The sequence below is a fragment of the Mycobacterium sp. SMC-11 genome (genome assembly GCF_046250095.1).
Classification (GTDB): domain Bacteria; phylum Actinomycetota; class Actinomycetes; order Mycobacteriales; family Mycobacteriaceae; genus Mycobacterium; species Mycobacterium heraklionense_A.
The window spans coordinates 445,409-461,842 of sequence record NZ_CP176430.1 but is presented as its reverse complement, the minus strand read 5'-3'; the positions used below and the strand labels follow the sequence as shown (position 1 = coordinate 461,842).

General features: G+C 67.7%; 19 protein-coding genes and 1 pseudogene. 10 read left to right on the top strand and 10 right to left on the bottom strand.

Features of this window, described 5'->3' with window-relative positions:
- Window positions 1-9 precede the first annotated feature (9 nt).
- Complete coding sequence (locus tag ACKY0X_RS02190; RefSeq protein ID WP_409428132.1) at window positions 10-717, top strand: phosphatidylserine decarboxylase; 708 nt, start codon at window positions 10-12, stop codon at window positions 715-717.
- Complete coding sequence (gene pssA, locus ACKY0X_RS02185) at window positions 714-1,616, top strand: CDP-diacylglycerol--serine O-phosphatidyltransferase (protein ID WP_046283103.1); 903 nt, start codon at window positions 714-716, stop codon at window positions 1,614-1,616. Before ACKY0X_RS02190 ends, pssA begins: the two co-directional genes overlap by 4 nt.
- A 1-nt stretch (window position 1,617) precedes the next feature.
- Here the strand turns inward: pssA and ACKY0X_RS02180 are convergent, their stop codons facing one another.
- The gene (locus ACKY0X_RS02180) at window positions 1,618-2,175 is read right to left on the bottom strand and encodes a chorismate mutase (protein WP_409428131.1); all 558 of its coding nucleotides are present in this window, start codon (window positions 2,173-2,175) and stop codon (window positions 1,618-1,620) included.
- 75 nt (window positions 2,176-2,250) lie between these two features.
- On the opposite strand from ACKY0X_RS02180, the gene ACKY0X_RS02175 reads away from it, so the two are divergent.
- On the top strand, window positions 2,251-4,443 hold the full coding sequence (locus ACKY0X_RS02175) for an AAA family ATPase (protein WP_409428130.1): 2,193 nt from the start codon (window positions 2,251-2,253) through the stop codon (window positions 4,441-4,443).
- A gap of 17 nt (window positions 4,444-4,460) precedes the next feature.
- Here the strand turns inward: ACKY0X_RS02175 and ACKY0X_RS02170 are convergent, their stop codons facing one another.
- The 3 genes and pseudogenes from ACKY0X_RS02170 to ACKY0X_RS02160 all read right to left on the bottom strand — a co-directional run bounded on the left by ACKY0X_RS02170 (window position 4,461) and on the right by ACKY0X_RS02160 (window position 5,857).
- Window positions 4,461-4,904, bottom strand: coding sequence for an SRPBCC family protein (locus tag ACKY0X_RS02170; protein ID WP_409429471.1), 444 nt, complete (start codon window positions 4,902-4,904; stop codon window positions 4,461-4,463).
- A 3-nt stretch (window positions 4,905-4,907) separates the two neighbouring features.
- Window positions 4,908-5,252, bottom strand: a pseudogene (locus ACKY0X_RS02165) (bleomycin resistance protein); the annotation flags it as partial.
- A gap of 38 nt (window positions 5,253-5,290) precedes the next feature.
- Window positions 5,291-5,857: a TetR family transcriptional regulator gene (locus tag ACKY0X_RS02160; RefSeq protein WP_409428129.1), complete on the bottom strand. Its 567-nt coding sequence runs from the start codon at window positions 5,855-5,857 to the stop codon at window positions 5,291-5,293.
- 46 nt (window positions 5,858-5,903) lie between these two features.
- On the opposite strand from ACKY0X_RS02160, the gene ACKY0X_RS02155 reads away from it, so the two are divergent.
- The 3 genes from ACKY0X_RS02155 to ACKY0X_RS02145 are packed head-to-tail and all read left to right on the top strand — an operon-like array spanning window position 5,904 to window position 8,312.
- A complete protein-coding gene (locus ACKY0X_RS02155; protein ID WP_409428128.1) occupies window positions 5,904-6,734 on the top strand; it encodes a mycofactocin-coupled SDR family oxidoreductase in 831 nt (276 codons plus the stop codon).
- A complete protein-coding gene (locus ACKY0X_RS02150; protein ID WP_409428127.1) occupies window positions 6,731-7,534 on the top strand; it encodes a mycofactocin-coupled SDR family oxidoreductase in 804 nt (267 codons plus the stop codon). The genes ACKY0X_RS02155 and ACKY0X_RS02150 overlap by 4 nt, the downstream gene beginning before the upstream one ends.
- Window positions 7,512-8,312, top strand: coding sequence for a carboxymuconolactone decarboxylase family protein (locus ACKY0X_RS02145; protein WP_409428126.1), 801 nt, complete (start codon window positions 7,512-7,514; stop codon window positions 8,310-8,312). The genes ACKY0X_RS02150 and ACKY0X_RS02145 overlap by 23 nt, the downstream gene beginning before the upstream one ends.
- Here ACKY0X_RS02145 and ACKY0X_RS02140 read toward each other — a convergent pair.
- Complete coding sequence (locus ACKY0X_RS02140) at window positions 8,309-9,589, bottom strand: cytochrome P450 (protein ID WP_409429470.1); 1,281 nt, start codon at window positions 9,587-9,589, stop codon at window positions 8,309-8,311. The genes ACKY0X_RS02145 and ACKY0X_RS02140 overlap by 4 nt on opposite strands.
- Window positions 9,590-9,718: 129 nt before the next feature.
- Here ACKY0X_RS02140 and ACKY0X_RS02135 point away from each other — a divergent pair, with 129 nt between their 5' ends.
- Window positions 9,719-10,312 carry a TetR/AcrR family transcriptional regulator gene (locus ACKY0X_RS02135; protein ID WP_409428125.1) on the top strand — a complete coding sequence of 198 codons (594 nt, stop codon included), beginning with the start codon at window positions 9,719-9,721 and terminating at the stop codon, window positions 10,310-10,312.
- A 96-nt stretch (window positions 10,313-10,408) separates the two neighbouring features.
- On the top strand, window positions 10,409-11,248 hold the full coding sequence (locus ACKY0X_RS02130; protein WP_409428124.1) for a mycofactocin-coupled SDR family oxidoreductase: 840 nt from the start codon (window positions 10,409-10,411) through the stop codon (window positions 11,246-11,248).
- Between the two features lie 59 nt (window positions 11,249-11,307).
- Here the strand turns inward: ACKY0X_RS02130 and ACKY0X_RS02125 are convergent, their stop codons facing one another.
- The 5 genes from ACKY0X_RS02125 to ACKY0X_RS02105 form a co-directional block, all read right to left on the bottom strand.
- Window positions 11,308-11,946, bottom strand: a complete 639-nt coding sequence (locus tag ACKY0X_RS02125; RefSeq protein ID WP_409428123.1) for an LON peptidase substrate-binding domain-containing protein — start codon at window positions 11,944-11,946, stop codon at window positions 11,308-11,310.
- Complete coding sequence (locus ACKY0X_RS02120; protein ID WP_409428122.1) at window positions 11,946-13,133, bottom strand: glutamate--cysteine ligase; 1,188 nt, start codon at window positions 13,131-13,133, stop codon at window positions 11,946-11,948. Before ACKY0X_RS02120 ends, ACKY0X_RS02125 begins: the two co-directional genes overlap by 1 nt.
- Complete coding sequence (sodC, locus tag ACKY0X_RS02115) at window positions 13,090-13,797, bottom strand: superoxide dismutase[Cu-Zn] (RefSeq protein WP_409428121.1); 708 nt, start codon at window positions 13,795-13,797, stop codon at window positions 13,090-13,092. Before sodC ends, ACKY0X_RS02120 begins: the two co-directional genes overlap by 44 nt.
- Before the next feature lie 9 nt (window positions 13,798-13,806).
- The gene (locus ACKY0X_RS02110) at window positions 13,807-14,277 is read right to left on the bottom strand and encodes a LytR C-terminal domain-containing protein (protein ID WP_109413636.1); all 471 of its coding nucleotides are present in this window, start codon (window positions 14,275-14,277) and stop codon (window positions 13,807-13,809) included.
- A gap of 65 nt (window positions 14,278-14,342) precedes the next feature.
- Window positions 14,343-14,651, bottom strand: coding sequence for a DUF3263 domain-containing protein (locus ACKY0X_RS02105; protein WP_065041516.1), 309 nt, complete (start codon window positions 14,649-14,651; stop codon window positions 14,343-14,345).
- Between the two features lie 230 nt (window positions 14,652-14,881).
- Here ACKY0X_RS02105 and ACKY0X_RS02100 point away from each other — a divergent pair, with 230 nt between their 5' ends.
- Together ACKY0X_RS02100 and ACKY0X_RS02095 are read left to right on the top strand one after the other, a co-directional pair.
- On the top strand, window positions 14,882-15,475 hold the full coding sequence (locus ACKY0X_RS02100; RefSeq protein ID WP_046286988.1) for a peptide deformylase: 594 nt from the start codon (window positions 14,882-14,884) through the stop codon (window positions 15,473-15,475).
- A gap of 9 nt (window positions 15,476-15,484) precedes the next feature.
- Complete coding sequence (locus ACKY0X_RS02095) at window positions 15,485-16,420, top strand: N-acetyltransferase family protein (RefSeq protein ID WP_409428120.1); 936 nt, start codon at window positions 15,485-15,487, stop codon at window positions 16,418-16,420.
- Window positions 16,421-16,434: the final 14 nt, after the last annotated feature.

Below are 16,434 nucleotides of genomic sequence, written 5' to 3'. Positions count from 1 at the left end.
GATGGCCCAATGGCCAGACGCCCCCGCGCAGCAGATGATCCCGGCGGTCTTCGGCACCTGATCGAGCTGGTGCGCTCGACGGTGCCGCCGATGCACAGCGCCGGGCTGCCGTTCGTCGGCAGTGCGCTGGGCGTGGCGCTGCTGGGCCGCAAGCAGCCTTGGCTGCGCGGCGCCGGGTTGCTGGCTGCGGGCGCCTGCGCCGGGTTCTTCCGGCATCCACACCGGGTGCCACCGACCCGTCCCGGTGTGGTGGTGGCCCCCGCCGATGGCGTGGTCTGCCTGGTCGACTCGGCACCGCCACCACCGGAGCTGGATCTCCCCGATACGCCGTTGCCGCGGGTGAGCATCTTCATGTCGGTGTTCGACGCGCACGTGCAGCGGGCTCCGGTCGCCGGTGAGGTGATCGAGGTGCTGCACCGGGCCGGCCGGTTCGGCTCCGCCGACCGCGCCGAAGCCGCCGAAGACAACGAGCGCAACAGTGTGCGGATCCGCACCGCCGACGGCGCCGAGGTGATCGCCGTGCAGGTCGCCGGGCTGGTGGCGCGGCGGATCCTCTGCGAAACCCGCCCCGGTGACCATCTGGCGATCGGCGATACCTACGGCTTGATCCGCTTCGGTTCACGCCTCGACGTGTACCTGCCGGTCGGGACGCAGCCGCTGGTCGGCGTCGGCCAGCGCATGGTCGCCGGCGAGACCGTCCTGGCCGACCTGTCATGACCACTCCTGCCCAGCAGGCCCGCAGCCGGGGCCCGGTGGGCCTGCACATTCTGCCCAGTTCCATGACGGTGCTGGCGATCTGCGCCGGACTGACCTCGATCAAGTACGCGCTGGATGGGCAGCCGCACCTCGCGATGGCCCTGATCGCCGCCGCCGCCATCCTCGACGGCCTGGACGGCCGGGTGGCACGCATCCTGGACGCGGAGTCGCGGATGGGCGCCGAGATCGATTCGCTGGCCGACGCCGTCGACTTCGGGGTGGCTCCCGCGGTGGTGATCTATGTGACGCTGCTGTCGACACAGCCGGCGGGCTGGATCGTGGTGCTGCTGTATGCGGTGTGCGTGGTGCTGCGGCTGGCCCGGTTCAACACCCTGCTCGACGACGCCACCCTGCCGGCCTACACCCGGGAGTTCTTCGTCGGCATGCCCGCCCCGGCCGGTGCCATCACACTGATGGGCCTGTTGGCCGCCAAGCTGGAGTTCGGCGACGGATGGTGGACGTCGCAGTGGTTCACCTGTATCTGGGTGGTGGGCACGTCGATGCTGTTGGTCAGCCGAATCCCGATGCGCAAGATGCACGCCGTCTCGGTACCGCCGCACCTGGCCGCCGTGCTGCTGGCGGTGCTGGCACTGGTGGCCGCGGCGGCGTTCCTGTTCCCCTACGTGCTGGTGCTGGTGCTGATCGGGGCCTACCTGTGCACCATTCCGTTCTCGGTCCGCAGCCAGCGCTGGGTTGCCGCACACCCGGAGGCGTGGGAAGACGCCCCCAAGGAGCGCCGGGCCGCGCGGCGGGCGATCCGCCGGGCGCAGCCGAACCGCCGTCCCGGCGTGCGGCGCGGCATCCGACGTCCCAGTGGGCAGTCGATGGCCCGGCTGCGGCTGCGCAAACCAGGTCGCTGAGCTACCGCGGGCAGTAGTCTCGGGTCGCCGTCTCCAGCGCCCGCCGGTAGAACTCGTCGAGCTGGCGTGTAACGCTGACGGTTCGGGTTGCCTCGCCGAGTTCCCCGGCGCAATCCGGTGAGTGCAGCAGCTCCCAGCGCTGGCCGATCTGGGCCAGCATGACCTCGTTGAAGCCGTCGATGCGCGCCCGCGAGACCGCCAGTTCGGGCGCGGTGGATGGGGCGGCCGCCGGGTCCAGCTTCCACTGGGCGAACCGGTAGTGCTCAGCGGCCTCGGTCGCGGCGATCTGGTCGGCGAAGATCCGCCGCACGTAGTCGGGGTCGAGGTTTTTCCCAGCGGCCTCGGTCGCCAGCTTCGCCAACTGCTGCCCGACTCGAGCCGGGTCCTCGATGGCGCCGCCGGTCTGCCATTTGATCGCCGCCACGTCGTCGGCAACCTGCAGCCGCTGGGCGGCGGCGTCCACCAGGTCGGACAACGGGGATACACCGTCGGCCCCGGCCGGGGCCGGGACACTCAGGGTGACCGCACAGATCGCCGAAATCAGCACGCCGGACCGCATGGCTCTATTCAAGCGTTCGCAGACGATCCTCCTGTTACCGGGGAGGCCGCCCGGTGCTATGCCGATAATGTCCGGGTGGGTTCCACGCAAGAGCGCGAAGAAGACCGCCGGGTCGACACCTCCCGGCACCTGACGCTGATCGCCCGACTCAACACCTCCGCCGTCGACGCCCGCCGTGGCGTGGTACGACTGCACCCCGAAGCCGTTGCCGCCCTGGGCATCCGGGAGTGGGATGCGGTCTCGCTGACCGGTTCGCGCACGACGTCGGCGGTAGCGGGGCTGACGAGTCCGGGCGCCCCGGCCGGTGTGGCGCTGCTCGACGACGTGACACTGTCCAACGCCGGCCTGCGCGACGGCACGCAGGTCGTCGTGGCCGCGGTGACCGTCTACGGCGCCCGCTCGGTGACGCTGAGCGGGTCAGCGCTGGCCTCCCAGACGTTGTCGCCCACCACATTGCGCCAGGCGTTGCTGGGCAAGGTGATGACCGTCGGCGATGCGGTCTCCCTGCTGCCCCGCGACCTCGGGCCCGGCACGTCCACCTCGGCGGCCACCGCCGCATTGGCATCGGCCGTCGGCATCAGCTGGACCTCGGAATTGTTGACGGTCACCGGTGTGGATCCGGCCGGGCCGGTCAGTGTGCAGCCCAACTCGCTGGTCACCTTTGGTAGCGCCCCCACCGCACCGGTGACGACCGTCGCCAAGCCGCCCGTCCCGGCCCGCATCGCCATCGACGAACTCAAGGGCTGCGAAGCGCAGGCCGCCAAGCTCGCCGAATGGCTCAAGCTCGCGCTCGATGAACCGCAGCTGTTGAAAACCCTGCGTGCGGGGACGAATCTCGGCGTGCTGGTATCGGGGCCGGCCGGGGTGGGTAAGACGACCCTGGTCCGGGCGGTGTGTGAGGGGCGCCGGCTCATCGAGCTGGACGGTCCCGAAATCGGGGCGCTGGCCGCCGATGAGCGGCTGGCCGCGGTGCGGTCGGCGGCGACGCAGGTGTGCGACGGCGGCGGGGTGCTGCTGATCGCCGATGTCGACACGCTGCTGCCCGAACCGTCGGAACCGGTGGCGACGCTGATCCTCGCCGAATTGCGCAATGTGGTGGCCACCGAAGGGGTGGCGTTCATCGCGACGTCGGCACTTCCGGACCATGTCGATCCTCGACTGCGGGCGCCCGAATTGTGCGATCGCGAGATCCGGCTGAGTCTGCCTGACGGCGCGACCCGGGCAGCGCTGTTGGCAACCCTACTCATCTCGGTTCCCACCACGGAGCTGACCTTGGGTGAGATCGCAGAACGCACACCGGGTTTCGTGGCCGCAGACCTCGCCGCACTGGTTCGCGAGGCGGCACTGCGGGCGGCGTCGCGGGCCAGCGACAACGATGAGGACCCGAAGCTCACCCAGCAGGACCTGGTCGGAGCGCTCAGCGTGATCCGGCCGCTGTCGCGCTCGGCGGCCGCAGAGGTGTCCGTCGGATCAGTCACCCTCGACGACGTCGGCGACATGGTCGCCACCAAGCAGGCACTGACCGAAGCGGTGCTGTGGCCGCTGCAGCACCCGGACACGTTCACCCGCCTAGGCGTCGACCCTCCGCACGGCGTGCTGCTCTACGGCCCGCCCGGCTGCGGCAAGACCTTCGTGGTGCGCGCCCTAGCGGGGTCCGGTCGCGTCAGTGTGCATTCCGTCAAAGGCGCGGAGCTGATGGATAAATGGGTGGGCAGCAGTGAACGAGCGGTGCGGGATCTGTTCCAGCGCGCCCGCGATTCAGCGCCATCGCTGGTGTTCCTCGACGAGATCGATGCCCTGGCACCGCGGCGTGGGCAAAGCTTCGATTCCGGGGTCACCGACCGGGTGGTGGCCGCGCTGCTCACCGAGCTTGACGGCGTCAACCCGCTGCGCGACGTGGTGGTGGTCGGTGCCACCAACCGGCCCGAGCTGATCGACCCGGCGCTGACCCGTCCGGGCCGGCTGGAGAAGCTGGTATTCGTCGAACCGCCGGATGCCGATGCCCGCCGCCAGATCCTGCGGGTGTCCGGCAAATCCGTTCCGCTGCATGACGACGTCGACCTCGACGTGCTGGCCGCGGATCTGGAGGGTTACAGCGCCGCGGACTGTGTGGCACTGCTGCGCGAAGCTGCCCTGACTGCGATGCGGCGCAGTATCGACGCCGCCGACGTCACCGTGGCCGACATCGCCACGGCACGCGAAAACATCCGCCCCTCACTGGATCCCGCACAGGTCGACGCACTGCGCTCGTTCGCAGACAACCGCTGAGCTCGGAATGCCGGAGGTCAGGAGACTTCGACGAGCGCGGCAAGCCGGGACAATGAGGCCGCGAGCTTGCCCGCGGTGGTGGCCCGGGCGCGAGCGAGACGATTCGGGTCGGACAGCTCCGACCAATCGTAGGTGTGGGTTACTCGAGTGCGCGCCGGCCCGAGCGGCTCGAGCTCCCACCGCCACAGGTGCCCCGGCGGGTCACACCCGGGGGCCGCTGGGCGCCAGGCGATACGGCGTCCCTCCTCGAACTCCACTACATGGTTCTCCCGGACCGTTCCCATGGTCAGCGTCATGGTGAAGACATCCCCGACGGCATGAACCCGTTGGCCGGGTGCGGCTTCGGCCAGATTCGCGTTGCCGTCCCAGCGCGGCTGCCGGGCCGGGTCGGCGATGAAGTCGAAGATCAGCTTCGCCGGCGCCGCGATCACCCTGCTGGCGCTGACGACCTTCGCCGGCAGTGACGACCCGACCCGATGCAAGGTGCCTTCGGGGTCGATATAGGCGAATTCCCTGAGCTGGTAGTCGGTGTCGACCGGTTCGACGAAGCGCCCCGGCACGCCCGACGCCGACCATTGCGCGTAGAGGGCGTCGGCGTCGTCGACATAGAAGTACACACTGGCGGCGGTGCGCAGCGGATCGTGCTCGGCCCACTCGGAAAGGTGCAACGAAACCGGTCCGCGATCGGCGAATCCGTATCGGGCCGGGCCGCCGTAGTGGTTGACGGTGAAGCCGAGCCGACGGTAGCGGTCCAGTGCAGCGTCGAGGTCTCGCACGGGAATGATCGGTGCGACCGAGGTGAACTCGATGTCGGCCATAGCGTCAGCGTACGTCGAGGCGCCACCAGCTAGCGGCCGCTCTGTTGCTCGTATCCGCTGGTGAGCCAGTACAGCGCTCGATCCAGGCTGGGCAGCATATCGGTGATGGCGATCTCGCCGGCGGCGAACCGCGCGGACAACCCGTACACCAGGTTGGAGATGATGACGTCCAGGTCGGCGATGAAGGCTTCGTCGACGTCGGACATGGCCGCCCGCATTGCGGGCCCCACCACGTCCAGGCCGCGGCGAACCAAGGCGTCACCGCCGGGGGCCGACCGTGCCCGAACGTAGGCCGTCAGCATCGCCGGATGCCGCTCCCAGGGCTCGAAGATGGTGCGGTACAAGCTCATCAGCGCCGCATAGATGGATTCGCCTGGCTCGCGTGCATGCGGCGCGATACCCGAGTAGCGGTTCTGCTGCATCCAGCTGTCCAGCGCCGCCAAGATCAGTTCGTCGCGGGTTGCATAACGCTTGTAGATGGTCGCCAGTGACATCCGGGCGCGGCGGGCCACCTCACGCAGCTGGACCGCTTCATAGCCCTCGGTCTCCAGGATCTCGACCACGATGGCCAAGATCCGGTCTTCCGCACTGTCCACTAAAAACTCCTTGCCGCCGTTGAGTAACCAGGTTACCGTAGCCCGCATGGGTTCACTGAATGGGCAGGTTGCGTTCATCACCGGCGTTGCGCGTGGGCAGGGCCGCAGCCATGCGGTGCAGCTCGCCGCCGAGGGCGCCGACATCATCGGGGTCGATATCTGTGCCGATATCTCTTCCACCGGCTATCCGATGGGCTCGGCCGAAGAGCTCGACGAGACCGTGGCCTTGGTGGAAGCCCAGGGCGGCAAGATGCTCGCCTCGATTGCCGACGTCCGCGACTTTCCGGCCCTGAAGGCAGCACTGGATGCCGGCGTGGAGCACTTCGGCCGCCTCGACATCGTCTGCGTCAACGCGGGTATCGCGACGATGGCGTTTCGCGAGCTGACCGACGACGAAGATCTGCAGTTGTGGACCGAGGTGCTCGACGTCAATCTCGTCGGCGCGTTCCACACCGCGAAGGCCGCGATTGGGCACCTGATCGCCGGCAATCGGGGCGGCTCGATCGTGTTCACCAGCTCGACTGCCGGGCTGATCGGATTCGGCGGCATGCAAGGCGGCGGCCTTGGCTACGCCGCCTCCAAGCACGGCATCGTGGGCCTGATGCGCACGCTAGCCAATGCTCTGGCCCCGCACAGTATTCGGGTCAACAGCGTGCACCCGACCGGAGTGAACACCATGATGGCGGTCAACCCGGCGATGACCGAGTTCCTCGAGAACTATCCCGGCGGCGGGCCACACCTGCAGAATCCACTGCCGGTGCAGTTGCTCGAGCCCGAGGACATCAGCGCCGCCATCGCCTACCTGGTGTCCGACGCCGGCAAGTACGTCACCGGGGTGACGCTGCCCGTCGACGCAGGGTTCTGCAACAAGCTATGAGCGGGCGGGTCATCGGCAAGAAGGTGTTGGTCACCGGAGCGGCACGGGGAATGGGGCGCAGTCACGCGGTGCGGCTGGCCGAGGAGGGCGCCGACCTGATCCTGGTCGACGTCTGCGCATCTCTGCCCGAGGTCGACTATCCGCTGGCCACGATCGACGATCTCGACGAGACCGCTGATTTGGTGCGACAGCTTGGCCGCCGCGCCGTCACCCGCGTGGTGGACGTGCGTGACGCCGCGGCCCTGGCCGCCGCAGTAGACGAGGGTGTCGCCCAGTTGGGCGGCCTGGACGCCTCGATCGCCAATGCCGGCGTGATCACCGCGGGGACCTGGGACACCACCACCTCGGCGCAGTGGCGCACCGTGGTCGATGTGAACCTGATCGGCACGTGGAATACCTGTGCGGCGGCGCTGCCGCATCTGGTTTCCCACGGCGGCAGCCTGGTCAACATCAGCTCGGTGGCCGGGCTGAAGGGCAGCCCGTTGCACACGCCCTATACCGCCTCCAAGCACGGTGTCGTCGGCATGAGTCGGGCGCTGGCCAATGAGCTTGCCGCGGTAAATGTTCGGGTCAACACCGTGCATCCCACCGGGGTGGAGACCGGGATGCGCCCGGACGGGCTGCACGGGCTGCTGGCCGAAACCCGCCCCGATCTGGCCCCGATCTTCAGCAACGCCTTGCCGATCGTGATGACCGAGGCGCGCGATGTCAGCAACGCGGTGCTGTTCTTGGTCTCCGACGAGTCCCGGCACGTGACCGGGCTGGAATTCAAAGTCGATGCCGGCGTCACCCTGCGGTGAGGCGGGGCGCGGTGCCCACGCCTTCGCCGAGCTGCTGAAGCTGCCGGTGCCCGCCGACACCACGACCGCCGCGGCAACCCTGCTGGATTTCGTGTTCGCGCAGGTCTGGCAACGGCCAGGATTGGGTCGCCGGGATCGGTGGTTCGTCGCGCTGCCATGCGTCGCCGCCGCCGACACCGAGCAGCCGTTGCGTGACCACATCTACGCCGCCCTGATCAACGGCGACGTGACGATCGAGGAGATGCGAGAGACCGTCCTGCATTTCGCCGTGTATTCGGGCTGGCCCAAGGCATCACTGTTCAACATGATCGTCGACGAGCAGTGGGCCCGCATCCATGGCGACCGAGGCGAGCCGGTTCCGCCTGCGGCTCCGCTGCTGCCGCTGACCACGCCGAATGACCCCGAGGCGCGACTACAGACCGGCGAGCAGGCCTTCCGCGACGTCAACTGCCTGCCCTTCGCCCCGGTACGAGACGACCCGTATTCGGGTGCGGGCATTCTGAATTTCGTGTTCGGTGAGATGTGGCTGCGGCCTGGGCTGGGCCGCAAACAGCGGCGCCTGGTGACCGTGGCGTGTGTGGCGTTTCAGGACGCGCCGTACCCGATCCTCAGCCACGTCTATGCCGCACTGAAGAGCAGGGACATCTCGTTCGACGAGATGGACGAGGTTGCACTGCATTTCGGCGCCTATTACGGCTGGGCGAAAGCATCGCGGCTGATGCAGGTGATCGAGGAGCAGAAGCAGCGCGTTACGCAGGAGTGGGCCGCAGAGGGCTAGCCCACCGGGTCGAATTCGATGTGCAGCTCTGTGAGCCCGCGCAGCAGGAAGGTGGGCTCGTAGGAGTAGCGTCGCTGTCCGGCGGGCCCGTGATGGGCCTCGCTGATCCTGAGGTCACGCATCCGGTCCAGCATCCGGTGAATCGTGATGCGACCCTCGACCCGGGCCAGCGGAGCGCCGGCGCAGGTGTGGATGCCACGACCGAAGGCGATGTGCTCACGCACGTTCTTGCGGTCCAGACGGAACTCGTCGGGGTTGGCGAACTTGCGCGGATCCCGGTTCGCCGCACCCAGACACAGCATCAGTACGGTGCCGGCTTTGATCGGCACCCCGCCCAGCGTGGTGGTCTTACGGGCGAGCCGAAAGTCAATCTTGGTGGGACTCTGGATGCGCAGCGCCTCCTCAATGAAGGCCGGGATCAGTGCGGGGTTGTCGCGCAGCGTCTGCTGGAACTCTGGTTGATCACCCAGGGTTTGCACCGCCGCCCCCAGCAGCTTGGTGACGGTCTCCTGACCGGCACCGAACAGGAAGGTGGCCGGGCGAACCACCTCCAGCAGTTCCGGCGTGGAACCGTCGGGGTAGGTCGCGGCGGCCAGGGTACTGAGAACGTCGCCACGAGGCTCCCGCCTCCGCTCGGTGAGGTAGCCGCTGAACTTTTCATCGAGGTATTGCAGGGGATTGAGCCCCACTGGTGTGCCGTCGAGGGAGCCGACGTGTTGCCCCTCCTGATGCCCAGCACCCAGCGCGCTGCGGAACTCGGCGCGATCCTCCTCAGGAACCCCGAGCAGATCGGTGATGGCCAGGGTTGCATAGGGTTTGGCGTAGTCGAACAGGAACTCGCAGCGGCCCGTCCCGATGAATTCGTCGAGCTGCGTATCGGTCAGCTTCCAGATGAACTCCTCGTTCTCCTTCAGCCGCTTAGGGGTCAGCAGCCCGCTCAGCAGCGAGCGGGCCCGGGTGTGCGCCGGCGGATCCATCACCACGACGTGCTCGAAGATCGGAAATTCGTGCCGGTGCGCCTCGATCTGTTCGGTGATGTCGTCGCCCTCGGGCTCGAACGGCAGTGGGGGAAACGGCCCGCCGATGGCATTCACCGCAGAGAATGAGTCATGGTCTTTGAAGGCGGCGAGCACCTCGTCGTAGCCGGTGACGGCAACGACGCCGTGATGCGGCTCGGCGAACACCGGCCCGCACCCACGCAGGTATTCGTAGTAATCGTAGGGATCTTGGGTGACGGCTTGGTCGGAGAAGTAGTCCACCGCCGCGAGATCCACCATCACCCGATACGCCCTTCGCTCGCCCCGCGACCTCGTCGCGCTGATCGATCGATCAAATTGCTAGAATGGGTCATGCCTACCACGCGCGGCGCCGGACGGTCAAGCAATTGCAACCCCGGGCCGGCCTGAATGGCGGCTCCGCGCAAAGCCAAATCAACCGACAACGCCACCCGACGCCGCCTGATCGAGGCGACGGCACGATTGATGCGCGACGAAGGCTATGCCGCCGCGACCTCGCGGCGGGTCGCCGCTGAGGCCGGCGTGCGCCAAGCCCTGGTCTACTACTACTTCCCCACCATGGATGACCTGTTCGTCGAGGTGCTGCGGGCCGGCGCCGACGTCGCGCTGGACCGGATGCGCGCCGCCCTGACCGACGACGATCCGCTGCGCACACTATGGACGATCAATAGCGATACCCGCATGACCAGCCTAAATACCGAGTTCATGGCACTGGCCAATCATCGCAAGGCCATTCGGACCGAACTCAAGGCCTATGCCGAGCGAGTGCGCGATATCGAGACCGCAGCCGTCACGGTGGCGCTGCGCGCCAACGGCGTCGACCTGGAGGAATACCCCCCGATCGCGATCTCGATCCTGATCGCCCAAACCGCGCGCAACCTGTGCAACGAGAGCGCCGTCGGCGTCACTCAAGGGCACGATGAACTGCGCGCACTGATCGATCGGCAACTGGGCCGGCTGGCACCGCCGCCCGCCGCCTCCTAACCCGCGCCGCCGCGACGACTGTTGACAACCCCACCTGATTGGTGTCACCGTTGCCACCGTTGCTGATCGATCGACCAATTATTCGGAGGTGCGGATATGAGCGGAAGAGTCGAAGGCAAAGTCGCCTTCATCACCGGTGCGGCACGCGGCCAGGGCCGCAGTCACGCCGAACGGCTTGCGCAAGAGGGCGCCGACATCATCGCCGTCGACATCTGCGGGCCGATCAGTGCCGACAGTCCCATCGCTCCGTCGACACCCGACGATCTGGCCCAAACCGTGGACCTCGTCAAGGGATTGGGCCGGCGCATCGTCAGCGCCGAAGTCGACGTACGTGACTTCGACGCGCTGGCGGCCGCGGTGAACAGCGGCGTCGAACAGTTAGGCCGGCTGGACATCATCGTCGCCAACGCCGGGATCGGAAACGGCGGCGCTACCCTGGACAAGACGTCTGAAGCCGACTGGACCGACATGATCGACGTCAACCTCTCGGGCGTGTGGAAGACGGTGAAAGCCGCGGTACCACACCTACTTTCGGCTGGGCAGGGCGGCTCGATCATCCTGACCAGCTCGGTAGGCGGCCTCAAGGCCTACCCGCACACCGGCCACTACATCGCGGCCAAGCATGGCGTCGTCGGCCTGATGCGCAGCTTCGCCGTCGAGCTCGGGCAACATTCCATCCGGGTCAACTCGGTGCACCCCACCAACGTGAACACGCCGATGTTCATGAACGAGGGGACGATGAAACTGTTCCGACCGGACCTCGAGAACCCCGGCCCCGACGACCTCAAGGCGGTCGCGCAGTTCATGCACACGCTGCCGATCGGCTGGGTCGAGCCGGTGGACATCAGCAACGCCGTGTTGTTCCTGGCCTCAGACGAATCCCGTTACATCACTGGGCTTCCGGTCACCGTCGATGCCGGCAGCATGCTGAAATGATGCATTGACTCTGCGTCCAGGGCGGTAGCTACTCGCACTTTGCCGCCCTGGACACAGAGTCAACGAGGGATGTCGAATTCGACTCGCGCCGAAACGGTCTCGATCGCCTCGTGCAACGCCGCCAAGCGGTCGGACAGCGACGGCGCTGCCAGCACCGCGTAGCGGTCGGCCTCCCCCATCGGGACCCGGCAGGCCAGCGAGTACAGCCGCTGCACCGGATCCAGCGAGCGCAGCCGCCGGCCACCCAGCAGGCTGTTGCGCCCCGGCATCACCCACCGTCGCTGGGCTTGGGCCATTCGCTTGTGCAGCGCGACAATGCGGTCTTCGAGTGCACTGAACTGCTTGTCACTCACCGGTTCTGACGGCTCGTCGGGCCACACCTCGGTGATCGCCCGCGGGTAGGGATCGTCGGCGAGCCATTCACGCACCCGGATCCGCTCCCCGGTCAGACAACGCAACGCGTACCGGCCTGCCCCGAGTTCGGTGCACTGGGTGATGCTGGCCATCGCGCCGACATCGTTGCGCTGCTCACCACCGCCCACCTCCCGGCCACGCGCGATCAACACCACCCCGAAACGCGGGTCGCCGCTGCGCATCAGATCGCCGACCAACACCGTGTAGCGCAACTCGAAGATCCGCAGCGACAGTTCCTCGCCGGGCAGCAACACCCACTCCAGCGGGAACATCGGCAGTTCCATCACGAGATATCGAGCTCGCCCACCAGTGCATCGACCACGGCACGCAGATCGCCGTCGTGTTCCTCGGCGACCCGGCGCTGGCGCTGATACGACGCGCCCGTGCGATAGATGTCGGCGACAGCGGCCAACTCGTCGGCGCAGTGCAGTCGCGCGGCGACCGGTTCCAGCCGGTTGAGCAGCTCATCGAGGTCCTCGGTGACCAGCCGCTCGTTGCTGTCGGCATCGAGGATGATCTCGGCGTCCAACCCGTAGCGGGCCGCGCGCCACTTGTTCTCCTGCACATGCCAGGGCGGCATGGTGGGCAGGGATTCGTCGGCTTCCAGCCGTCGGTCCAGATCGACGATCAGGCAGTGCGTCAGCGCCACCAGGGCGCCCAGCTCGCGCAGGTTGGACACCCCGTCACAGACCCGCACTTCGATGGTGCCCAGATGTGGTGATGGCCGGATGTCCCAACGAATCTCGTTGGTGTGATCGATGATCCCGGTCTTCTTCTGGTCGTAGACGAAACCCTCGAACTCTTCCCAAGTCTGGAATTGGAAGGGCAGCCCCGCGGTGGGCAACTGCTGAAACATCATCGCGCGGTTGCTGGCGTAACCCGTGTCGTGGCCGTCCCACCACGGCGACGACGCCGACAACGCCAGCAGGTGCGGATAGTGCTGCAGCAGCGACGAGATGATCGGCATCACCTTGTAGGACGAGGAGACACCGACGTGGACGTGCACTCCCCAGATCAACATCTGCCGTCCCCACCACTGGGTGCGTTTGATCAGCTCGGCGTAGCGCGGCGCGTCGGTCAGCTTCTGCGCCGACCACCGCGCGAACGGGTGGGTACCCGCGCCGAACAGCTCCATGCCCCGGGCATGCACGATCGGCCGGGTCGTGGTCAGCGTCTGACGCAGATCCTCGATGGCCTCGCCGGTGTTGTCGCAGATACCCGTGACAAGCTCGACGGTGTTGCGCAGCAATTCCTTGTGCACACGCGGGTTCTCGCCAAGCTCGGACAAGACCGCGCTGGCTTCGTTGCTCAGATCACGCGTCTGGGCATCGACAAGAGCCAGCTCCCATTCCACGCCGATGGTGGGGCGGGCGCTGCGAGCGAACTCGATTCGGGCTTCCGACCTCGATGAAGCCCAGTTCGGCGGACTATCCTGCGCCGATGACACCACACGCAATCCGCTTTCCGGCATCTCCGGTGGTCAGCGTGGTCTGGTCCGGGCCGGGCGTGCCGTTGACCTGGGTGTAGCGGTCCGCCGGAATGTTGGCGAAGTTGTCGTCGTCGGCGTGGACGATGATCGAGGTCCCGTCGCCGGCCAGCAGTTCAGCTTTGGTGAACGAGTCGGTGGTGGTGACCAACAGCCCAGTGCCGTCGGAGCGCACCTGCAGCGACGTCAGGTCGCCACTCTGCGGGTGCTCGTTGTGGCCGGGCGCCTGGAAGTGTCCACCGGCCGACAGGAAGGCGCCGGGCGCGCCGCCGGTGGGGGCCACCGACTCTGCTTCGCACTTACCGACGGCGTGGATGTGCAGGCCGTGGAAACCGGGCGACAGCACCCCGCTACTGGTGGTCCGCACGGTCACGGTGGCGAACTCCTTGCCGCCGGACTTGCTGAACTCGAACGTCGCGGTGGCGACCTGGCCGCCGTCGGGGGTCGTCAGGTGCGCGACGAGATTGTCCGAGCCGCCCGAGCCACCCGATTCGGACTCGGTGGCCGACGGCGCCGCCGACCCGGTCCAAATGGCCGGCGTGGTACCGGGCGCGTCGGAAGGCAGCTGGTTGGGACTGCACGCCGCCAGCAGCATGGCCGGGGTGGCGAAGAAGACGGCGGTGAGAGCTCTGCGGTGACCTGTGACCATGCGAGGAGCTTAACCCGCGACCACCACGATGACGCCCGGTGGTTGCTCGGCCACGTCGGGGATGCGCGGCTCGACGGCGGCTCCCAGCACCTGGGCCACCGAATGAGCCGCGTCCTGCTCGCCCTCGGCGTCGCTGAAGTAAACGGTGGTCTGGGTGACCTCGGGCAGCTCGAGGTTCCCGATCTCGGTCACGTTCCAGCCGGCTTCGCGCAGCCGGTCAGCGGTGTGCCCGGCCAGCCCCGCCTGTTCAGAGATGTTGAAGACCCGCACGTCGGACTTGTGGGCCGGGCGTTCGGGTTTGGCCGGCGCCGAGGTCGTGGTGACGGGCTTGGCGGTCGTCGAGTGGTCGGCGTCGTCGTCGGTGCTCGACGATCCGAGGGCTTGAAACCCGACCAGCAGGAAGACGGTGCCCAAGAACAGCAGCACCATCACCATCGCCCGCAGCGGGAGTCGAGAGGAGTCAGGAACGTGGTCGTTCATTGCGCCCACTGTATCGAGGAGCGCGCCATGACCTAAAAACGCCCGGCAATCAAGGTGTCAGGCAATCAGGTGATGTCGAAACCGAGCCGGCGCGCGGCACGCGCCTTCTGGCGACTGGACCGCAGCCTGCGCAGCCGCTTGACCAGCATCGGGTCGGCCGCCAGGGCCTCTGGCCGGTCGACGAGCGCGTTGAGGACCTGGTAGTACCGGGTCGCAGACAGCGCGAAGCGTTCCTTGATGGCCTCTTCCTTGGCGCCGGCGTATTTCCACCAGTCGCGTTCGAAGGACAGGATGTCGTGTTCGCGACGGCTCAGACCGTCTGCGGGTTCCGAATCGTCCCCTGAGCGATTCGCCTGCGCCATGGCGCCGTCCATATCGATTCCTGGACCCTTCCGGAAAGTTCTCTCGCTGCAAACGTTCGGTTGTTTTCGGCGGAGTGTTCTGAGCGAATATTGAATCACGGCAGGCTGTGTTGAACCGGGAGCCCGCCCCGCGCGTCGCCGTGGCCGCTGCACTTGACGCCCACCGGCCATCAACCCGGCGGTTCCAGCTTCGCCTCTCCTCCGTCGAGCCTCGCTAAACCGCCCACCTAAGATTTGCGGTCATGGCCGTCCTACCCATCCGCATTGTGGGCGATCCCGTCCTGCACACTCCGACCAGCCCGGTGCCCGTCGCCGCTGACGGCTCGTTGCCGGCTGACCTCGGTGAGCTGATCACCTCGATGTACGAGACCATGGACGCCGCTAACGGCGTCGGCTTGGCCGCCAATCAGATTGGCGTGGGGCTGCGGGTCTTCGTCTACGACTGCGCCGACGACCGCCGCTCCACCACGCGGCGCCGTGGTGTGGTGGTCAACCCGGTCCTGGAGACCTCCGAACGTCCCGAGACCATGCCCGACCCCGACGAGGACGACGAGGGCTGCCTGTCGGTGCCCGGCGAATCGTTTCCGACCGGTCGGGCGCAGTGGGCGCGGGTCACCGGGTTGGATGCCGACGGCAACCCGGTCACGTTGGAGGGCACCGGGCTGTTCGCCCGGATGCTGCAGCACGAGACCGGCCACCTCGATGGGCTGCTCTACCTGGACATGTTGGTGGGCCGGAACGCCCGCGCCGCGAAACGGACGGTGAAGGCCAACGGCTGGGGTGTGCCCGACCTGTCCTGGATGCCGGGTGACGTGCCCGATCCGTTCGGTCACTGACGAACCGTTATGTCCCCACCACCCGAACTCCCTGAGATCGGCGTCCGGGTGAGTCTGCGCTACCTGCGCGCCCCGGGTTCCGAGCCGCCGATGGGCGATGTGATCGGGCATCTGGTGCAAGCCGGACCGCTGGTGCGGGTCCGCTCGGCCGACGGGGTGGTGCACGAGTGCCGGCACGCCGACGTGCTGTACGTGCGCCGGCTGACCGACCGGCCGGTGAAGAACTCGGCGATCCGTTCCGTCGAGCATGCCGCCGCGCTGGCCTGGCCGGGCAGTGCGTATCAGTGGCTGGACGGCTGGTTGCTCCGGGCGGGCCCTGGCGCCGACCTCGCGGCCAATTCGGCTGTGCCCCTCGACATGTTTGCCCACGCGAACGCCATCCCGGCGATCATCGACTGGTACGCGCAGCGGGGTCTGCCACCGACGCTGGCGGTCCCCGAGCGACTCCTGCGGCTGCCGGAGGACGTCCCGACGCGATACGAGACCCGCACCCTGGTGTGCGACCTGGGCGCTGCCGGCACGTCCGCTGGTGACGTGGTGATGGCCGCCGAGCCCGACACCGACTGGCTGGCGGTGTTCGGTCACGACGTGCCGGTAGAGGTGTTGACCGCGGTGGTCGACGGCGAGGTGATCTTCGCCTCGATTCCCGGGGTGGCGGTCGGGCGTGGCGCGGTCACCGAGGGCCCGGACGGGACCCGCTGGCTGGGGCTGACGGCGGTTCGGGTGGCCGCCGACCGAGGTCGGCAGGGCTACGGGCGGGCGATCGGCGCCGCATTGCAGGCCTGGGGGGCCGAGCGCGGTGCCACCCGCGGTTACGCGCAGGTGCCGACCACTGCCGGGGCATTCGAGTTCTTCGAAGCGATCGGATTCACAGGCCAGCACCGCAGCCGCTATATCGATGCCCGGCTGCTGGCCAGCGGGTCGGCGCCATCGAACGAGCTTTAGGGTGGCTGCGTGAC